Origin of the sequence: Pseudoalteromonas sp. '520P1 No. 423' (assembly GCF_001269985.1) — a bacterium.
GTDB lineage: Bacteria > Pseudomonadota > Gammaproteobacteria > Enterobacterales > Alteromonadaceae > Pseudoalteromonas.
The window spans coordinates 2,241,742-2,258,304 of record NZ_BBZB01000001.1 but is presented as its reverse complement, the minus strand read 5'-3'; the positions used below and the strand labels follow the sequence as shown (position 1 = coordinate 2,258,304).

The following is a 16,563-nucleotide window of genomic DNA, read 5'->3' as shown; positions in this document are numbered from 1 at the left end:
ATGGCTAACGTATTAGAAAAAATAGTTGCAGATAAAGCCATTGAGCTAAAACAACGTAAAATTGAACGTCCGTTATCAGGCTTTATTGATGACGTTAAACCTTCGACACGTAATTTTTATGAAGCATTAAAAAGCACTGATAATGGCGGCACACATTTTATTTTAGAATGTAAAAAAGCATCGCCGTCTAAAGGTTTAATACGTCCTAATTTTGATTTAGATGAAATTACGTCAGTTTATAAAAACTATGCAACGTGTATTAGTGTACTTACCGACGAAAAATACTTTCAAGGCAATTTTGATTACTTACAAACAGTGAGAAATAAAGTAGAACAACCACTAATAGGTAAAGATTTTTATATCGATGAATATCAAGTCTATTTCGCCCGTTTGCATGGTGCCGATGCTATTTTATTAATGCTTTCGGTATTAGACAATCAAGAATACAAAGCGTTAGAATCAGTAGCAAAATCATTAAATATGAGCATATTAACTGAAGTCAGCAACGAAGAAGAAGTACATCGTGCACTTGAGCTAAACGCCGAACTTATTGGTATTAATAACCGTAACTTACGAGATTTGAGTACTGATTTAGCAACGACAGAAACATTACGTAAATTAATACCTGATAATAAAGTGGTTATCTCTGAGTCTGGCATTTATACCTATGATGATGTTAAACGTCTATCACCATTATGTAATGGCTTTTTAGTAGGTAGTTCTATCATGGCGCAAGATGATATGGAACTCGCCTGTCGAAAAATGACATTAGGTGAAAATAAAGTATGTGGATTAATGCGTTGTGATGATGCCTTAGCAGCATATAATGCCGGTGCGATTTATGGTGGTTTAATATTTTATCCTAAATCTCCACGCTTTGTTGATTTAGACTGTGCGAAAGCAATTGTAGATAGCGCGCCACTTTCTTTTGTAGGTGTATTTGTAAATGCTGATATTGACCATATAGCAGAATACGCGCATCAATTAAAACTTAGCGTTGTTCAACTACACGGCTCTGAAGATGCACAATTTATTTGTGCATTAAAAGCTAAGCTACCTAAAACATGTAAAGTATGGAAAGCTGTCGCGATTAAAGATGAAATCCCTGAGCTTACACTAAAAGTAGATCGTTACTTATTTGATACCCATAGCGATAATTTACTCGGTGGTACTGGCAAAGCATTTAATTGGTCAGTATTAAAAAGTTGCAACGATGAGTTTATGCTTGCAGGTGGGTTAAGTAGCGATAACATTAAACAAGCAAGTAATTTAGGCGCTACAGGTTTAGATATCAATTCAGGTGTGGAAATTGAATCTGGCAAAAAATGTCAAACTAAAATCAATGATGTTTTCACCAAGCTAAGACAGTACTAATTTTGGGGTTTTCAAGCCCCAGATACCAAAACAGAATTAATGAATGAGGAATGAACAGTGGAATCTTTTAACAATAATACAGATAACAAACCCGGTTATTTTGGTCAATTTGGTGGCATGTTTGTACCAGAGCTATTAGTACCGGCACTAAAACAACTTGAGCAAGAATTTAACAATGCACAGCTAGATCCTGAATTTCAGACTGAATTTACGACCTTGTTAAATGAATATGCAGGTCGCCCTACTCCATTAACATTAACCCGAAACATGGTTAAAAACCCTAAAGTAAAACTTTACTTAAAGCGTGAAGATTTATTACATGGCGGTGCTCACAAAACTAACCAAGTTTTAGGCCAAGCTTTATTAACTAAACGCATGGGTAAAAAAGAAGTTATCGCTGAAACTGGCGCTGGTCAACATGGTGTTGCAACTGCGCTTGCATGTGCTTTATTAGGTTTGAAATGTAAAATTTACATGGGTGCAAAAGATGTTGAACGTCAGCAACCAAATGTATTTAGAATGAAATTAATGGGCGCTGAAGTGATACCTGTAACCGCTGGTTCTGGCACATTAAAAGATGCCGTAAACGAAGCATTAAGAGACTGGTCTGCAAACTATAAAACAGCGCATTATTTATTAGGCACGGCAGCAGGCCCTCACCCATTCCCGACAATAGTACGTGAATTTCAAAAAATGATTGGTGAAGAAGCTAAAATTCAAATCCAAGAAGCTGAAGGTAGATTACCAGATGCAGTGATTGCCTGTGTAGGAGGTGGTTCAAATGCCATTGGTATGTTTAATGATTTCATTAAAGAAGAGTCAGTTAAATTAATCGGTGTAGAACCAGCAGGTAAAGGCCTCGATAGTAAAGAACATGGTGCCACTTTATGTAAAGGTACTAAAGGCTTATTACACGGTGCTTATACTTATATTATGCAAGATGAAAGCGGCCAAATTGAAGAGTCTTACTCTGTTTCAGCTGGCCTTGATTACCCTGCCGTTGGTCCGCAACATGCACATTTACATGAAACAGGTCGTGCACAATATGTCGGTATTGAAGATGATGAAGCACTTGAGGCATTTCAAACTCTTGCAAAAAATGAAGGTATTATTCCAGCATTAGAATCAAGCCATGCACTTGCATACGCTTTAAAATATGCAGAAGAACAAACTGAAGAAACCGTAGTAGTTGTCAACTTAAGCGGCCGTGGCGATAAGGATTTAGCGCACGTTCAAGACGTATTGGCAGAAAAGACAGCTAAAAAAGGAGCTAAATAATGACAACTCAAAATAGATACCAAGCAAAATTCGAAACTTTAGCTGCTAATAATCAAGGTGCATTTGTACCATTTGTAACCATTGGGGATCCAAATAAAGAATTGAGCTTTGATATCATTAAAAGCTTAATTGATGGTGGTGCAGATGCACTAGAATTAGGCATTCCTTTTTCAGATCCAGTTGCCGATGGCCCAGTTATTCAAAAGGCTAATATTCGTGCACTTGAAGCGAATTCAAATACAGATGTGTGTTTTGAAATTCTAAAAAAAGTACGTGAGTATAATGCCGATATTCCAATTGGCTTACTTTTATATTCTAATTTAGTGTTTGCACGCGGTTTAGATAAGTTTTATCAAGACGCTAAAGGTGCTGGCGTAGACTCTATTTTAGTTGCAGATGTACCTTTGCACGAATCTCAGTTATTTAGAGTTTCAGCTAAAAAAGCAGGTGTAGATCCTATCTTTATCGCAACACCGAATGCTGACGACCATACATTAAAAACCTGTGCATCTTATGGCCGAGGGTATACTTATTTATTATCAAGGGCAGGTGTTACGGGTACTGAAACTAAAGTAACAATGCCAGCAAGTTCAATTGTCAGTAAGCTTCGCGAATATAACGCAGCGCCATCTTTATTAGGTTTTGGTATTTCTAAGCCTGAACATGTTAAAGAAGCACTTGATTCTGGTGCCGCCGGTGCAATATCTGGCTCAGCTGTTGTAAAAATCATTGAAGATAACTTAAATGATTCAAGTACTATGCTAAGCCAATTAAAGGCTTTTACTGAGAATATGAAAGCAGCAACTTTATAGTTCGTTTAATCTCTATTCGTAAATGTTAAAGGTATGGCTGACTTATTATTAGTTTCTGAAAAACACTTTAATATAAGAAGGTTTATACCTGCTCTATAGCAAAGTGTTTATTTCATAGAGAATGGTCGATTTTATCAGTAACTATTTAAATTAACTGAAGCTACTTATCATACTTACGTTGGTAACGAGGCAGCATGGTTTCGTTACCTAACAAACCGCCTTGATGAATATATAAAATAGGATAATCGGTTGGGATATTTTGAGATTCAATATAATCAATTAATGTTAGCCAACCTAATGGGTCGTAAAGTAGCTCAAACTCAATGCTTGCCTGGGCATTTAAATCCTGCCAAATATCATAAAACTTTCGATACAGCTTACCAAAATGATATTTTTTGGCGCTTGGTATAATTGTAGGGTGAAAACTTTCATCTGCACACAATTCAAAAAACTGCTTTTTTAAATATGAGTCACCACCAACACAAGCGCACGTAAGCACTTCAACGTTACTGCCCTGCTGTATAAAAGATTGCTGTAAAAATAAAGCAGTTGTGCCCGTACCTGCGGGTAAAGCAACTTTAAATGCTGTTATATTGTTAACTTCTGCCCAAGAGATGATTTCTTGAGCTAAAAGCTCTATACCCTTTTTAGCATACTGGCAGCGTCCGCCTTCAGGCACAAATAAGTGTTCTTTCTCATTGGGTAATATTTCACTATCAAGATAGTGTTCAAGTGTTTCATCAGATTCAACTTCAATAATATTTGCGCCATTTTTAAGTGCTGCGTGATAATTCCCCTTAGGATTTTGTTTCATAAAATCAGATATATGAGACACATAAAAATCAAATTTCCAACCTTTCAACTTTGCTAATGCTGATAATGAAAATAAAGAGTTTGCTTGTGCGGAGCCGTAACTAATCAACTTTTCACACTCACTAAAATCATTTTCTAAAAAAGAATAAAATTTTCGCGCTTTATTTCCCGAAAAAGACGCATGTAATAAATCATCTCTTTTAATAAAAAAAGTACGATTATTGAATGTAACTTTATCAACAGGAGATGAGTTTAATAACATAGTATGAAGTTAGATTTAAATAATAAATTAACTATTATTTTATCAACCTTAAAGATCATTTGATAATACTAATCAATTTTTCAAAGATTAATTCATTCATTTTATCTTGTCGTACTTGTGCCTCTCATAACTTACTGGTAAAAAACGCATCTTCCATTTAAAAAGTTAATTATGAAGGGTTTAATAGAATATATTCCTCTGTTCTTATTTTTCGCGACATTTAAACTAGTCGATATTTTTTGGGCAACAGGTGTCTTAATTGGCACATCTATATTACAAGTTGCTTATTTCTAGATACGCTTTAAACAAAAATTTGATGCAAAAAATGCTGACATCAATTTTAAAAGGTGCTTCTGATACAGATCAAGAGATTGATATTTCTAAAGCTGTTTGGGATAAAATAAATTTAATGTGCAGTGCAATCACACTTTTCATTGCAGGTTTAAATATTTATATCGCTTACAATTTCCCTTTGAATTTTTTGGGTTAACTTTAAAGTATTTGGTTTAACCGGTATGACCTTTGTATTTATCTTCATTACTATCATGATGCTATTTAAATACATACCAGACGAAGAGCAAAAAGATTAAGCTCTTGCAGAGATAGTATGCCATAGAAAGTAAAAAGGGAGCCCATAGGCTCCCTTTTTGTTATCTGCTTATTTAAATTAAAAACCTAACAAGCTATATGCGAAAAACTTACTTGAAACCGTATTTACAAATATTAGTAATAAGATCACAGGAATAAATGTAGATAAAGAGAAGTTAACGTATTTCTCAGTCCAACTACCAATATAAGAGTCACAACCTTGGCTTAGCTCTTCAGACAGTTTGGCTTTTTTCCATCGATACATAACAAATAAACATACCATCAAACCATTTAATGGCAGAATCGTATCATAAAAAACATCATATACTAGGTCAAATAAGCTCTTGCTACCGCCACCATAATTCATGAATGACGTTAACCATTCCACCATGCCAAATGATAATGTACATAACACGGTTAATAAGCCCATAGTAAATGACATCATTATAAGTGCTTTTTTACGACTTACTTTCTTTTCTTCAATATATGTCGCTGTGGGTACTTCTATGATAGATACAAGTGACGTAATCGCAGCAAAAAATACTAATAAAAAGAAGATAAAGGCGATAGCAGATGCACCGAAGTAACCAATATCCGCCTGCATCGCTAAAAAGATTTTAGGTAAATAAACAAAAATCATTGATACTGATGAAGATGAAAGCTCATCGATTTTCACATCTGGATTAAAGCTGAATATTGCTGGTATAACCATAAGGCCGGCAATTAATGCAACTAGTGAATCTGCAAGTGCGACCATTTTTGAAGCGCCAACAATATCTTCTTTTTTAGATATATAAGATGCATAAGTCATTAATATGCCCATACCTAAAGAAAGCGAGAAGAAAGCTTGAGATAGGGCAATATTTAATACTTTACCTGTGATCTGTGAAAAATCTGGAACCAAGTAATACTCTACACCTACCATTGCATTATCTAAAGTCAGTACATAGATCACTAATCCCACTAATAATACAAACAAGGTTGGCATTAATACTTTAGCCGCCTTTTCAATGCCTTTTTTAACACCACCTAATAGAATTAAATTTACAATTATGGCTACAACGCCCATATAAACAAATAAACTATTTTGATTAATAAAAGTGCCAAAATTATCTGCATCAGCTAATTGCTCTAAATTACCAAAAGCTGTTTGCGCCAAATAACCGAATATCCAAACTGTGATCACCATGTAAAATACAGCAATCATAAAAGGAGTGAAAACCCCAAGTAAACCAGCGAAACTCCATTTACCGTCATTACCTGACAGCTTTTTATACGCACCTAATGGATCTTTTTGTGCGTTACGGCCCATTGCCATTTCAGCCATCATCACGGGTAAACATAAAAAGATAACAAACAAAGCATAAATGACTAAAAAAGCACCGCCACCACTTTTTGCGGCAGAAACAGGAAAACCAACTAAATTACCGATACCAACAGCTGAGCCTGCTGCTGCAAGAATAAATCCTAAACGTGAACTAAAATGCTCGCGACTTGCACTCATATACAACCTTACTTTTATTATTATAACTTTCGACTGATGCTAGCAGCCTTGCAGTGCCCCTTTCAAGCTTTTAGGTTAATTCTTCTATAACAATTCTATAAAAGTGTCACAATAATGTTACTATTTAGCTTTATTATTTAATTTTGTGGAATTTTTATGTGGTACATGATCTGCTCAACAGATGTTGAAAATAGTTTAGAATTGAGAAAGCAAGTTCGCCCTGCACATATTGCACGATTAGAAGCCTTAAAAAATGAAGACAGGCTATTTGCAGCAGGCCCTTTACCAGCAATCGACTCTGAAGATCCTGGTGAAGCAGGTTTTACAGGTTCATTAGTGATTGCAAAATTCGACTCGTTAGAAGATGCACGCGAATGGGCTGCTGCCGATCCATATGTTGAGACCAACATATACAAAGACTCAATTGTTAAGCCTTTCAAAAAAGTTTTACCTTAATTAAAGTGGCGGCTCCACTGTCGCCCCATTCAGTTTAAATTCACCCTTAACTGTTATTCTAAGTGATAAAATTTGAATCATGCTTTAAACTTAAACAATGCGGTATTAATTTCAAATTTAATAATCGTTAAGACCTTAAAAGCACTTGGTTTCATTAAGACTCTTTATTAAACTGTTGTTCTGGAGATTTAGGCATGCGCCACATAATTTATACATTTTTAGCTTTCACTTTTATTTTTTCTACAGTAGCAGATGCTAAAGATAGAAGTGTTAAAAAGTCAATTGGAAAAAACCGAGCAGCGCATCTCGTTAAAAAGCAGTATCCAGGTAAAGTATTAAAAGTTAAAGACGCCAACAAGCATTATAAAGTACGAGTATTACAGCCAAAAGGCCGCGTGCTAGATGTGACAGTTAATAAAAAAAGTGGTTTAGTTAAAAAAGGTAAAAATTAATGCGAATTTTAGTAATAGAAGATGATTTACATTTAGCTGATAATTTAAGAGGGGCATTAGAAAAAGAGCGTTACAGTGTAGATTTAGTTCACGATGGTGAAACTGGATTATTTCACTTAACTGAATACCCGTTAGATTTAGCTGTTGTAGATTTAGGCCTCCCAAAACTGGATGGCATTTCCGTTATTAAAAAAGCACGTGAAGCAGGCTTAGATATCCCTATTTTAATTTTAACTGCGCGTGATCGCTGGCAAGATAAAGTGGAAGGTTTAGATGCAGGTGCAGATGACTACTTAACAAAACCATTTCATGGTGAAGAGCTAATAGCACGCTGTAACGCCCTTATTCGTCGTAGTGCAGGACAAGCTAATCCAGAAATGATGGCTGGACCTATTCGTATTCATACGCGCTCACAACAAGTTTGGGTAAACGATAAAGAGCTAACGCTAACAGCATACGAATATAAAGTACTTGAGTACTTAATGGTAAACCCGCAAAAAGTAATTTCAAAGTCAGAATTAACTGAACACATTTACGATCAAGACTTTGACTTAGATTCAAATGTAATTGAAGTTTTTGTATTACGTTTACGTAAAAAACTAGACCCTGAAAATATATTTAAACCAATTGAAACGCTACGTGGCCGAGGATACAGGTTACAAAGTCAATGGTAACAGGTGAAATATCACTAAAAATTAGGCAAGGGTTTATACTTATATTTTTATTAGTAGTTGCCTTGCCAATTTTATTCTTTTCAATAGGTAAAGCCTACTACTCTTCACTGGTTGAAGCCACTGAAAACACACTAGAAGCACACTTATACTCAATTTTAGCAGAAGTAGACTTTCAAGAAGACGGCATCGGCATGCCAGCCGTATTATTAACACCTGAGCTTAATCGTTTAAACTCTGATACGGTTGCCTTTATTTATTTAAATGAAGATAAGCAGTGGCAATCTGAATCTGCAATCAGCAAAGAAATTCTGCCTAACATCATGCCGCTTCATGCTGGTGAAACCCAATTTAAAAAAATCACTTACCAAGATAGGGATTATTGGCAACTGAGCTTTTCTGTTATTAGTGAAATAAATAATACCTCACATAATGTTGCCTTTTATTTATTAAAAGATGATTTAGCCCTACGAGACATGATGCTAGGTTTTAGGCATACGTTACGAGATTGGCTGATCATAATGGCATTTGCGATAACTGTCTTATTAATCTTAGGGTTTATATGGAGTGCAAGACCATTACAAAGATTAGACAAAGAAATTATCGCAATCGAATCAGGTAATAGTGATGAAATAAAGGGAACCTACCCTGTAGAACTTCAAAAAATCACGCAAGATTTAAATCTGTTATTAAACTCACAACAAAGACAAAAAGATCGATATCGTTCATCATTGAGTGATTTAGCCCATGCGTTAAAAACACCGTTAGCAGTTTTAAAATCAAGCCCTTTAGCCACTGATGCCGATGCAAGTGAACAATTAGATCGCATTAATGTCATGATTGAGCATCAACTAAAACGCGCAGCAACTGGCGGCACAGATACTTGGAAAAAACAAACACCAATCAAACCTGTGGTAGATTCTATACTTAACGCAATGAAAAAAGTATATCGGGATAAAGATATTCACTTTATCGCTAACGTATCGAACAAAAGTTACTTTTTAGGCGATAAAACAGATTTAATGGAATTAATTGGCAACATAATAGATAATGCATGTAAAGCCTGTGATGCAATTGTACAAATTGAAGTAACTGAAAAACAAAATACATCTATGCATATGCTCTCAATTAAAGTTTCAGATGATGGGTCTGGCATTCCAGAAGAGTCAATCAAATTACTGACTCAAAGAGGCGCCAGACTAGACACTTATGAAAAAGGTCATGGTGTTGGCATGGCAATTGTTAATGATTTAGTACAATCGTATCAAGGTATGCTAAAAATATCAGATAGTGACCTAGGGGGCGCTCTGTTTAATGTTCAATTTAATTACAAGCAAAACTAAAGCCTGCTGTATTTTAGTGTTAGGATTTACAAGTTTTGTAAGCCAAGCACAATTTAATGATGGCTGCGATAATGAAAAAACAACTAATTTAAGCTATTTACGCTGTTTAGATAGTAAAATTGTATTAGAAAAGCGCACAGTAGAAATGTGGACAAATAAAATACTGATAGATTTAGAAAAAAAACAAAATGAAACTGGAAACTTACAGTTATTAAGAGTATTTAAGCGTGCAGAGCAAGAGTTCGATAAATATGTTGAAGACAATTGTAGATGGCGTTATTTAAATCGGTTACCAGATACCATAGCCGCAGCGATTGCATTTAAACGATGTGAGGTGTATTCAGTGCAAAAGCATATTGAGATATTACAGCTTCAGTAACAAAAAGTGTAATATAAAAACGGAAGCCTGCCCCGTTTTTTTAATACAATCTATAGCCATTAAAATTAGCTTTAATTTATGCGTTTTTTGTAGGTTTAGCTTCAGCCTTACTTTGTTATGACTTTTGATTGACACAGTACGCCAGAAGGCGAACCTACAAGCGTTTTGGCTTAACACAAGCACGATGTTATCACCTGTTTTACTCTACTACTTACATCCATGCTAACAAAATTTCGCCTACGAGCATCTACATAAGCACGATTCAGCCACCGGACACACATATTACAGCAGTCATTCCCGAGGTGTTTTATCGGGGATCTTGTTAGTTTATATTTTACAATCTTCGCGGATGGCTCCCCGCCTACGAAACATCTAAAATTATTAAAGGTTAATTCGTCTTTTTTTCTTCAATATTTCCTAACAATACAGCTAACCAAAGCCCTTCATCACTGGCTTCTAGTGCAATTTTTACTATCATTGTCAAAGGTACTGATAACAACATACCAACAGTTCCTAGCAACCAACCCCAAAAAATTAATGATAAAAACACCACTAAGGTAGATAATCCTAAGCCTTTACCCATAAACTTTGGTTCAACAACATTACCCATAACAGTATTTATTGTCATATAACCCATGACAACAATACCGGCTATTGCTGGGCCTTGTAATACTAAAGCTAGTAATACCGCAGGAATAGCGGCAATCATAGAACCGATATTTGGAATATAATTCAGTATAAAAGCTAAAACGCCCCACAATACAAAATAATCAACATCTAAAATCCAAAGGAATATACCGGCTAAAACACCTGTTCCTAAACTTACTAATGTTTTGATGGCTAAATAAGAATTCACTGAATCTAAAAATCTGTCTATATGTTTCATTTTCATTTGTGGATCAGCCAATGCTAAATGCACTTTTTTGCTTACGACAGGTGCTTCAAACAGCATAAAAATAGCAGTTAATACAATCAGAAATAAATTTGCCATTACAGAGCCTAACCCTGATAGCGTATTAGCTGCAACATCAATTACTTTTGATGGATCAAAGAAAGATAAAATCTGCTCTTTATCTATCAAAATATTATATTTAGCTGCGATATCAACTAACCATACAAATTTTGCTTGTAGCAAAACTTTATATTCTGGCAAACTTTGCGAAAAATCGTTAAGAGACTGGCCCACTAAACCTGCGACAGACATACCTACTAATAAAATAAGTATAAAAACAACAACAATAGCCAAAGACTTTGGTACTTTAAACTTCGCTAAATAATTAATAAGCGGATTACAAATAATCGCAACAAATAATGCTAACAACATAGGCACTATTATATCGCTAGACATTTTTATCCCAGCTAATATCACAACCAATGCTGCAAACATCACAAATGCTTTATTAGCACCCAACAGCTTAGACATTCTATTTCCTTATACTTAAAATTTGATAAAAGTGATTTCTAGCTATACTTATACCCGTAGCCTATGCCTAATACAATCTATTTATTAGGCATAAAGTTAACTATCAATTAACTACATTTAAAACAGAGGACCTAATGAACATATTAATTACGGGTGGCACGGGGCTCATTGGCAGTGCATTGATCCCATTTTTAGATAATCATCATAAAGTAACTGTATTGTCACGAAATGCAACTAAAGTATATCTAAATATTGGCTCTCATATTCATGCAATTCATAAATTATCTGAAATAGACTTTAATCAACTAGATGTTGTAATTAATCTTGCAGGCGAAGCCATAGTAGAAAAACGCTGGAGCAAAAAACAAAAACAAAAAATTGAACAAAGCCGTTGGCAATTAACCCAAGATATCGTTGATAGCATGAATAATGCAAACTCTCCTCCTCATACTTTTATTTCTGGTAGCGCAATTGGCTTTTATGGCCGACAAAACAACCAACCAATTGATGAATCTTTTGATCAATGTAACCAAGAGTTTAGCCATACATTATGTAAAGAATGGGAATCTATTGCGCTAAATGCACAATCAGATACAACCCGTGTGTGTATAATACGAACCGGAATTGTTTTATCTTCTCATGGTGGTGCTTTATGTAAAATGATACCCGCTTATAAATTTGCTTTAGGTGGGCCCATTACTGATGGTAGCCAAATGATGTCTTGGATACATATTGACGATATTATTGGCATGATAATGTATTTAGTTGAAGAGCAATCTTTAAAAGGTGTATTTAATGCAACTGCACCTAACCCTGTTTCAAATGCAGAGTTTTCAAGTATGTTGGCAGAATCACTAAACAGACCTAATTTTTTTAGAGTGCCTGCAAAAATTCTCACATTATTACTTGGGGAAATGGCCGAACTTTTAATTTATGGTCAAAATGTACGGCCAAACAATATTACTAAAGCAGGTTACCGCTTCCATTATCCTGAGCTAAAAGAAGCGTTTAACCACTTATTAAGACATCACTCGAAGTAAGTCTGAGGTATTTTTCTTTAACGTTTTAGCTATCATAAAATAACCTAATATTGATACAAAACTGGCACCAACAACAGGCCCTACAAGCCAAATGAATGGGTGTAGTTTACCACTTAGTTCAAATAACTGTTGCTGTACTAATAACAAGGCAATATCACTAAATATTGCAGCAACTAACCCCGCAACTAAGCCAAGTAAAAAGAACTCATATAAAGTCGCTAACTTAATTAAGCGCCCTTTAGCGCCTAAGGTACGTAATATAACTACTTCTTGCATTCTTTCTTGTAGGCTTGCTTGTACTTGAGAAATAAGCACTAAACCACCACAAAACATCACGATAATTAATACAAAGCCAATCGCAATAGATACTTGCTCTATGGTAGAACGTATTTGCTTAATAAAACTATCTACATCTATCATAGTGATAGTTGAATAAGTTTTCAATAGCGCATTAAGTGACTTTTTACTTTCTTTGGGTACATGTAACGCAGTGATATACGTTGAAGGAAAGCGACTTAACAGATCAGGACTTAATATCACAAAAAAGTTAGGTTTTAAGCTAGACCAGTTTACTTTTCTAAAGCTGGTGACTTTAGCATTAAACTTTTCTGAGCCAATTAATATACCAATTGTATCACCTAATTTAATTTCTAAACGCTCTGCCATGCCTTCTTCAATAGATGCTTCGCCTTTAACATCTTTATCAAACCATTTACCTTGCGTAATTTCATTTTGAGAAGGCACTTCCATTAACCAAGTTAGATTGAGTTCTCGGCCAATTCCTGCTTTCGCTTCTTCATCTTTTTTCTCATTATCTTGTTCAGAAAAATCTCGGGCTAACAACTCATTATTAATTTCATTTAAACGCCCTCTTACTGTTGGGTAAAAACCAGTTGTTGAGATCCCCTCTTTTGCTAACATGGTTTCAATTGGGTTTAATTGATCTTCTGTTACATTAACTAAAAATGCATTTGGTGCATCAACAGGTAACTGCGACTGCCAATCATTAATAATGTCGTTTTTTAGTACCAGTAAAAACAATAATAATTTAATAGCTAATGCAAAGCTCACAAGCTGTACTGAATTAGCGCTCGCACGTTTTTGTAATGATGCAATTGCCAAAGACCAACTAGAGCCGGGGCTTAAACCTACACCTCTACCCGCTTTAAATAATAAGCGACTTATGCCATACAAAATACCAACCAAAGCAGCAGATGATAAAAACAAAATACTAGATATCATTAACTGACCACTAAATAGCAACATTAAGCCAAAAATAGTTATTGCTGAAACTAACAAGTGAATACGGCTTACTGCAATTGAATCACCTAAATTGCGTCTTAAAACTCTTAAAGGAGGAATATCAAATAAATCTAGTAGCGGCTTTAACGAAAACATAAACGCACAAGTTGCACCTGTTACAATTGAAATCAACCAAGGTCGCATTGACGCTTCTGGTAAAGCTTGATCCATATTTTGTGCTAAATAATCTATCGCTATAAGTTGCAAACCAAAGCCAAAAATTAGTCCAAGTGCAATTGCAAAAATAGTCACTAAAGATAAATGCAGCATAAATATTTTACGAACACTTGAGCGGCTTCCGCCTAAAGTTTTAATCATGGCAACTGGATCATATTGGTTTTCACAATAACGTTTTGCCGATACAGCAATAGCAACTGCTGCTAGCATAATACCTAATAGACCCGCTAATAATAAAAACTTTTCAGCGCGGTTTACAGAACCAGATAACCAAGATTGCCTATCTTTTACGCCCCACCAGCTTTGGTTTTCAGATAAATTGGGTTTTAACCATTCGTAATAAGAAACAATATCAGCTTCTGCACCGGCAAATAACATTGCATAATAAACTCGGCTACCAGGTTGTACCACTTGTGTAGCAGGCACATCATTAATATTAATTAGCACACGTTTACTGGCTGAAAAAATATTAAAAGGTGCATCGGGTTCTTCAACCAATACTTTTTCTGCAATTAAATTAATCGCACCGACTTCTACTGATTCACCAATTTCAATATCTAAAGCGTAAAGTACAGATTCACTTAGCCAAATATTGCCAGGTGTTGGCCCTGTATTAACAGAGTAATCACTGACTGATCCTGTTAGTGCATCTTTAATAACGATTTCGCCACGTAATGGATATTCTTTTGATACAGCCTTTACGGAGCTTAATTGCATTTCATCATTAGCAAACAACATGGTATCAAAATATAATTGTTCCGCTGTTTTTAAAGAATATTTTAAAGATTCTTCTTTGTATTCTTGAGGTAATGGATGTGCACTGCCAAGCTTACGATCGGCTGCAATAAAAGTGTTACTTTTTTGCTCAATAGATTGCCCAATACGATCAGTAACTGAAGACAGCGTTAAAACGGTTAATACCGCCAGCGCAATTGCCGCAGATATTATGGTTAACTCACCTCTTTTTAGCTCTCTAAAAAAAAGCCTAAAAGCAAGTTTTACCCATAGCGCATTATTATTTTCACTTTTATCCTGCATGGGCACGCGCCCCATTACTATCGTTAATAAGATTGCCGCCATCAATATGTAAAATACGATTACAGCGTTCAGCTAGGTGTTCATCATGGGTTACCAATAATAAAGTTGTTCCTTGCTCTTGGTTTAATTCAAATAATAGTGATTCTATTAATTGACCGTTTTTAGTATCTAAGTTTGCAGAAGGTTCATCGGCAAATAATATTTTTGGTGAACCAACAAATGCTCTGGCAATTGCAACTCTTTGTTGCTCACCACCAGATAACTGCGATGGGTAATGGTCTAATCTATGCTCTAACCCCACTTTTGTTAGTAAGTCCATGGCTTGTTGTTTAGCATCTTTATGCCCAGCTAATTCTGATGGCAGCATTACATTTTCAATGGCAGTTAAACTTTGTACCAGCATAAAAGACTGGAAAACAAAACCGATAGATTTTGCTCTAAGGGCTGCTCTTTGCTCTTCATCTAAATCGTGTAAAGGTTCAGAGTCTAGGTAGATTTCCCCTTCGTTGGTGGCATCAAGTCCTGCAAGTAAACCAAGCAAAGTTGATTTACCAGAACCAGATGCACCAACAATCGCAACTGATTCACCGGGCTTGACATTGAAGCTAATGTCGCTAAGGATAGGTAACTCGCCAGCAAGGGTATTTACCTTTTTAGATAATGCCCTTACCTGAATAATATTTAATTGTGAAAGTTCAGTCATATGATTTACTCAAAATTCCATCGTACTTATAGTCGTATTTTAGTTCGTTTTTTATGTTTATTCTGTCTTGGGACGCTTAGCACTCAAGCTACTTCAGCATCAAAAGTACTTATTCTAGGTGATAGCTTAAGTGCAGGCTATGGTCTAAAGCAAGAGCAAGGTTGGGTGCATTTGTTACAATATACGTATGAAAACAAAAAACAGCCCATAAAATTAATAAATGCCAGTATTAGTGGCGAAACCAGTGGCGGCGCATTACGCCGTTTAGACACTATTTTAAAGGCGCAACAACCAGATTTCGTACTCATTGAAATTGGCGGCAATGATGGCTTACGTGGTTTCCCAATTAAAGCGCTAGAAAATAATTTATTACAATTAATTGAAAAAACCCGAAACTTTGGTGCTATTCCTGCTGTAATGACCATTCAAATCCCCCCAAATTATGGTCCTAGATACAGTAAAATGTTTATAAATTCATTTAAAAAAGTAACAGATCAAAGTAATACAACTCTACTTCCATTTTTTATGAATGATATCGCCATTGAAAAAAAGTTTATGCAACAAGATGGTATACACCCAAATAAAGAAGCTCAGCCTTTTATTCGAGATAAAATGGAAAAAGAAATTAATAACTGGATTAATTCATCCAAAAGTTAAACAATTTCGGTATATGAGTACGCTAATCGACAACCAGTTAACCCTTGTTTAGATTAGCTTTATATCAAAAAGTGAATAAATGCTTATATTATCGGCAAACAAATTGATTAATAAGTTAATGTGTTGATTTTCAGTATAAGGTAAGTAATATAACAGCCAGATGTCAGCATCACCCAATGCTAAGGTAGTATAAAACATCTAATCTAAAGTCGGGGTATAGCGCAGTTTGGTAGCGCACTTGTCTGGGGGACAAGGGGTCACAGGTTCAAATCCTGTTACTCCGACCATTTC

General features: G+C 35.3%; 15 protein-coding genes, 1 tRNA gene and 1 pseudogene. 12 read left to right on the top strand and 5 right to left on the bottom strand.

Features of this window, described 5'->3' with window-relative positions; translation table 11 throughout:
- The 3 genes from trpCF to trpA are packed head-to-tail and all read left to right on the top strand — an operon-like array spanning position 1 to position 3,464.
- Positions 1–1,374, top strand: a complete 1,374-nt coding sequence (gene trpCF, locus PSA_RS10375; RefSeq protein ID WP_042145133.1) for a bifunctional indole-3-glycerol-phosphate synthase TrpC/phosphoribosylanthranilate isomerase TrpF — start codon at positions 1–3, stop codon at positions 1,372–1,374.
- A 57-nt stretch (positions 1,375–1,431) separates the two neighbouring features.
- On the top strand, positions 1,432–2,652 hold the full coding sequence (gene trpB, locus PSA_RS10370) for a tryptophan synthase subunit beta (protein WP_269432786.1): 1,221 nt from the start codon (positions 1,432–1,434) through the stop codon (positions 2,650–2,652).
- Positions 2,652–3,464: a tryptophan synthase subunit alpha gene (gene trpA, locus PSA_RS10365; protein WP_042145131.1), complete on the top strand. Its 813-nt coding sequence runs from the start codon at positions 2,652–2,654 to the stop codon at positions 3,462–3,464. The genes trpB and trpA overlap by 1 nt, the downstream gene beginning before the upstream one ends.
- Before the next feature lie 160 nt (positions 3,465–3,624).
- Here trpA and PSA_RS10360 read toward each other — a convergent pair whose 3' ends face one another.
- Entirely contained in the window at positions 3,625–4,539 is a 915-nt protein-coding gene (locus PSA_RS10360) for a 1-aminocyclopropane-1-carboxylate deaminase/D-cysteine desulfhydrase (protein WP_042145129.1), read from the bottom strand.
- 171 nt (positions 4,540–4,710) lie between these two features.
- Between PSA_RS10360 and PSA_RS24530 the strand changes: the two are divergent.
- Positions 4,711–5,129, top strand: a pseudogene (locus PSA_RS24530) (septation protein IspZ).
- 77 nt (positions 5,130–5,206) lie between these two features.
- On the opposite strand, the gene PSA_RS10355 reads toward PSA_RS24530, so the two are convergent.
- Positions 5,207–6,631, bottom strand: a complete 1,425-nt coding sequence (locus PSA_RS10355) for a sodium-dependent transporter (RefSeq protein ID WP_042145127.1) — start codon at positions 6,629–6,631, stop codon at positions 5,207–5,209.
- Between the two features lie 156 nt (positions 6,632–6,787).
- Here PSA_RS10355 and PSA_RS10350 point away from each other — a divergent pair, with 156 nt between their 5' ends.
- The 5 genes from PSA_RS10350 (at position 6,788) to PSA_RS10330 (ending at position 9,932) form a co-directional block, all read left to right on the top strand.
- Positions 6,788–7,087 (top strand): YciI family protein, encoded by a 300-nt coding sequence (locus tag PSA_RS10350; protein ID WP_042145125.1) that lies wholly within the window; start codon positions 6,788–6,790, stop codon positions 7,085–7,087.
- 194 nt (positions 7,088–7,281) lie between these two features.
- Positions 7,282–7,539, top strand: a complete 258-nt coding sequence (locus PSA_RS10345) for a PepSY domain-containing protein (protein WP_052379963.1) — start codon at positions 7,282–7,284, stop codon at positions 7,537–7,539.
- The gene (locus PSA_RS10340) at positions 7,539–8,213 is read left to right on the top strand and encodes a response regulator transcription factor (RefSeq protein WP_042145123.1); all 675 of its coding nucleotides are present in this window, start codon (positions 7,539–7,541) and stop codon (positions 8,211–8,213) included. Before PSA_RS10345 ends, PSA_RS10340 begins: the two co-directional genes overlap by 1 nt.
- On the top strand, positions 8,207–9,553 hold the full coding sequence (locus tag PSA_RS10335; protein ID WP_042145120.1) for an ATP-binding protein: 1,347 nt from the start codon (positions 8,207–8,209) through the stop codon (positions 9,551–9,553). The genes PSA_RS10340 and PSA_RS10335 overlap by 7 nt, the downstream gene beginning before the upstream one ends.
- Positions 9,525–9,932, top strand: a complete 408-nt coding sequence (locus tag PSA_RS10330) for a hypothetical protein (RefSeq protein WP_052379962.1) — start codon at positions 9,525–9,527, stop codon at positions 9,930–9,932. The genes PSA_RS10335 and PSA_RS10330 overlap by 29 nt, the downstream gene beginning before the upstream one ends.
- A 388-nt stretch (positions 9,933–10,320) precedes the next feature.
- On the opposite strand, the gene PSA_RS10325 is transcribed toward PSA_RS10330, so the two are convergent.
- Positions 10,321–11,355, bottom strand: coding sequence for an AI-2E family transporter (locus tag PSA_RS10325; protein WP_042145118.1), 1,035 nt, complete (start codon positions 11,353–11,355; stop codon positions 10,321–10,323).
- A gap of 134 nt (positions 11,356–11,489) precedes the next feature.
- Between PSA_RS10325 and PSA_RS10320 the strand changes: the two genes are divergently transcribed.
- The gene (locus PSA_RS10320) at positions 11,490–12,395 is read left to right on the top strand and encodes a TIGR01777 family oxidoreductase (RefSeq protein ID WP_042145115.1); all 906 of its coding nucleotides are present in this window, start codon (positions 11,490–11,492) and stop codon (positions 12,393–12,395) included.
- Here the strand turns inward: PSA_RS10320 and PSA_RS10315 are convergent.
- Positions 12,375–14,912, bottom strand: coding sequence for an ABC transporter permease (locus tag PSA_RS10315; RefSeq protein ID WP_042145113.1), 2,538 nt, complete (start codon positions 14,910–14,912; stop codon positions 12,375–12,377). The two genes, PSA_RS10320 and PSA_RS10315, sit on opposite strands and share 21 nt — an antisense overlap.
- A complete protein-coding gene (locus PSA_RS10310; RefSeq protein ID WP_042145112.1) occupies positions 14,902–15,615 on the bottom strand; it encodes an ABC transporter ATP-binding protein in 714 nt (237 codons plus the stop codon). Before PSA_RS10310 ends, PSA_RS10315 begins: the two co-directional genes overlap by 11 nt.
- Here PSA_RS10310 and PSA_RS10305 point away from each other — a divergent pair, their 5' ends adjacent.
- Together PSA_RS10305 and PSA_RS10300 are read left to right on the top strand one after the other, a co-directional pair.
- Complete coding sequence (locus tag PSA_RS10305) at positions 15,616–16,272, top strand: arylesterase (RefSeq protein ID WP_082305700.1); 657 nt, start codon at positions 15,616–15,618, stop codon at positions 16,270–16,272.
- Between the two features lie 210 nt (positions 16,273–16,482).
- Positions 16,483–16,559 (top strand) — tRNA-Pro (locus PSA_RS10300).
- Positions 16,560–16,563: the final 4 nt, after the last annotated feature.

Bases quoted from the DNA above. Each gene is read 5' to 3' on its own strand.
- PSA_RS10305 (WP_082305700.1), top strand. From the start codon at position 15,616: ATGATTTACTCAAAATTCCATCGTACTTATAGTCGTATTTTAGTTCGT.
- PSA_RS10315 (WP_042145113.1), bottom strand. From the start codon at position 14,912: ATGCAGGATAAAAGTGAAAATAATAATGCGCTATGGGTAAAACTTGCT.
- PSA_RS10320 (WP_042145115.1), top strand. From the start codon at position 11,490: ATGAACATATTAATTACGGGTGGCACGGGGCTCATTGGCAGTGCATTG.
- PSA_RS10355 (WP_042145127.1), bottom strand. From the start codon at position 6,631: ATGAGTGCAAGTCGCGAGCATTTTAGTTCACGTTTAGGATTTATTCTT.
- PSA_RS10310 (WP_042145112.1), bottom strand. From the start codon at position 15,615: ATGACTGAACTTTCACAATTAAATATTATTCAGGTAAGGGCATTATCT.
- PSA_RS10350 (WP_042145125.1), top strand. From the start codon at position 6,788: ATGTGGTACATGATCTGCTCAACAGATGTTGAAAATAGTTTAGAATTG.
- PSA_RS10345 (WP_052379963.1), top strand. From the start codon at position 7,282: ATGCGCCACATAATTTATACATTTTTAGCTTTCACTTTTATTTTTTCT.
- PSA_RS10335 (WP_042145120.1), top strand. From the start codon at position 8,207: ATGGTAACAGGTGAAATATCACTAAAAATTAGGCAAGGGTTTATACTT.
- trpCF (WP_042145133.1), top strand. From the start codon at position 1: ATGGCTAACGTATTAGAAAAAATAGTTGCAGATAAAGCCATTGAGCTA.
- trpA (WP_042145131.1), top strand. From the start codon at position 2,652: ATGACAACTCAAAATAGATACCAAGCAAAATTCGAAACTTTAGCTGCT.
- PSA_RS10330 (WP_052379962.1), top strand. From the start codon at position 9,525: ATGTTCAATTTAATTACAAGCAAAACTAAAGCCTGCTGTATTTTAGTG.
- PSA_RS10325 (WP_042145118.1), bottom strand. From the start codon at position 11,355: ATGTCTAAGCTGTTGGGTGCTAATAAAGCATTTGTGATGTTTGCAGCA.
- PSA_RS10360 (WP_042145129.1), bottom strand. From the start codon at position 4,539: ATGTTATTAAACTCATCTCCTGTTGATAAAGTTACATTCAATAATCGT.
- PSA_RS10340 (WP_042145123.1), top strand. From the start codon at position 7,539: ATGCGAATTTTAGTAATAGAAGATGATTTACATTTAGCTGATAATTTA.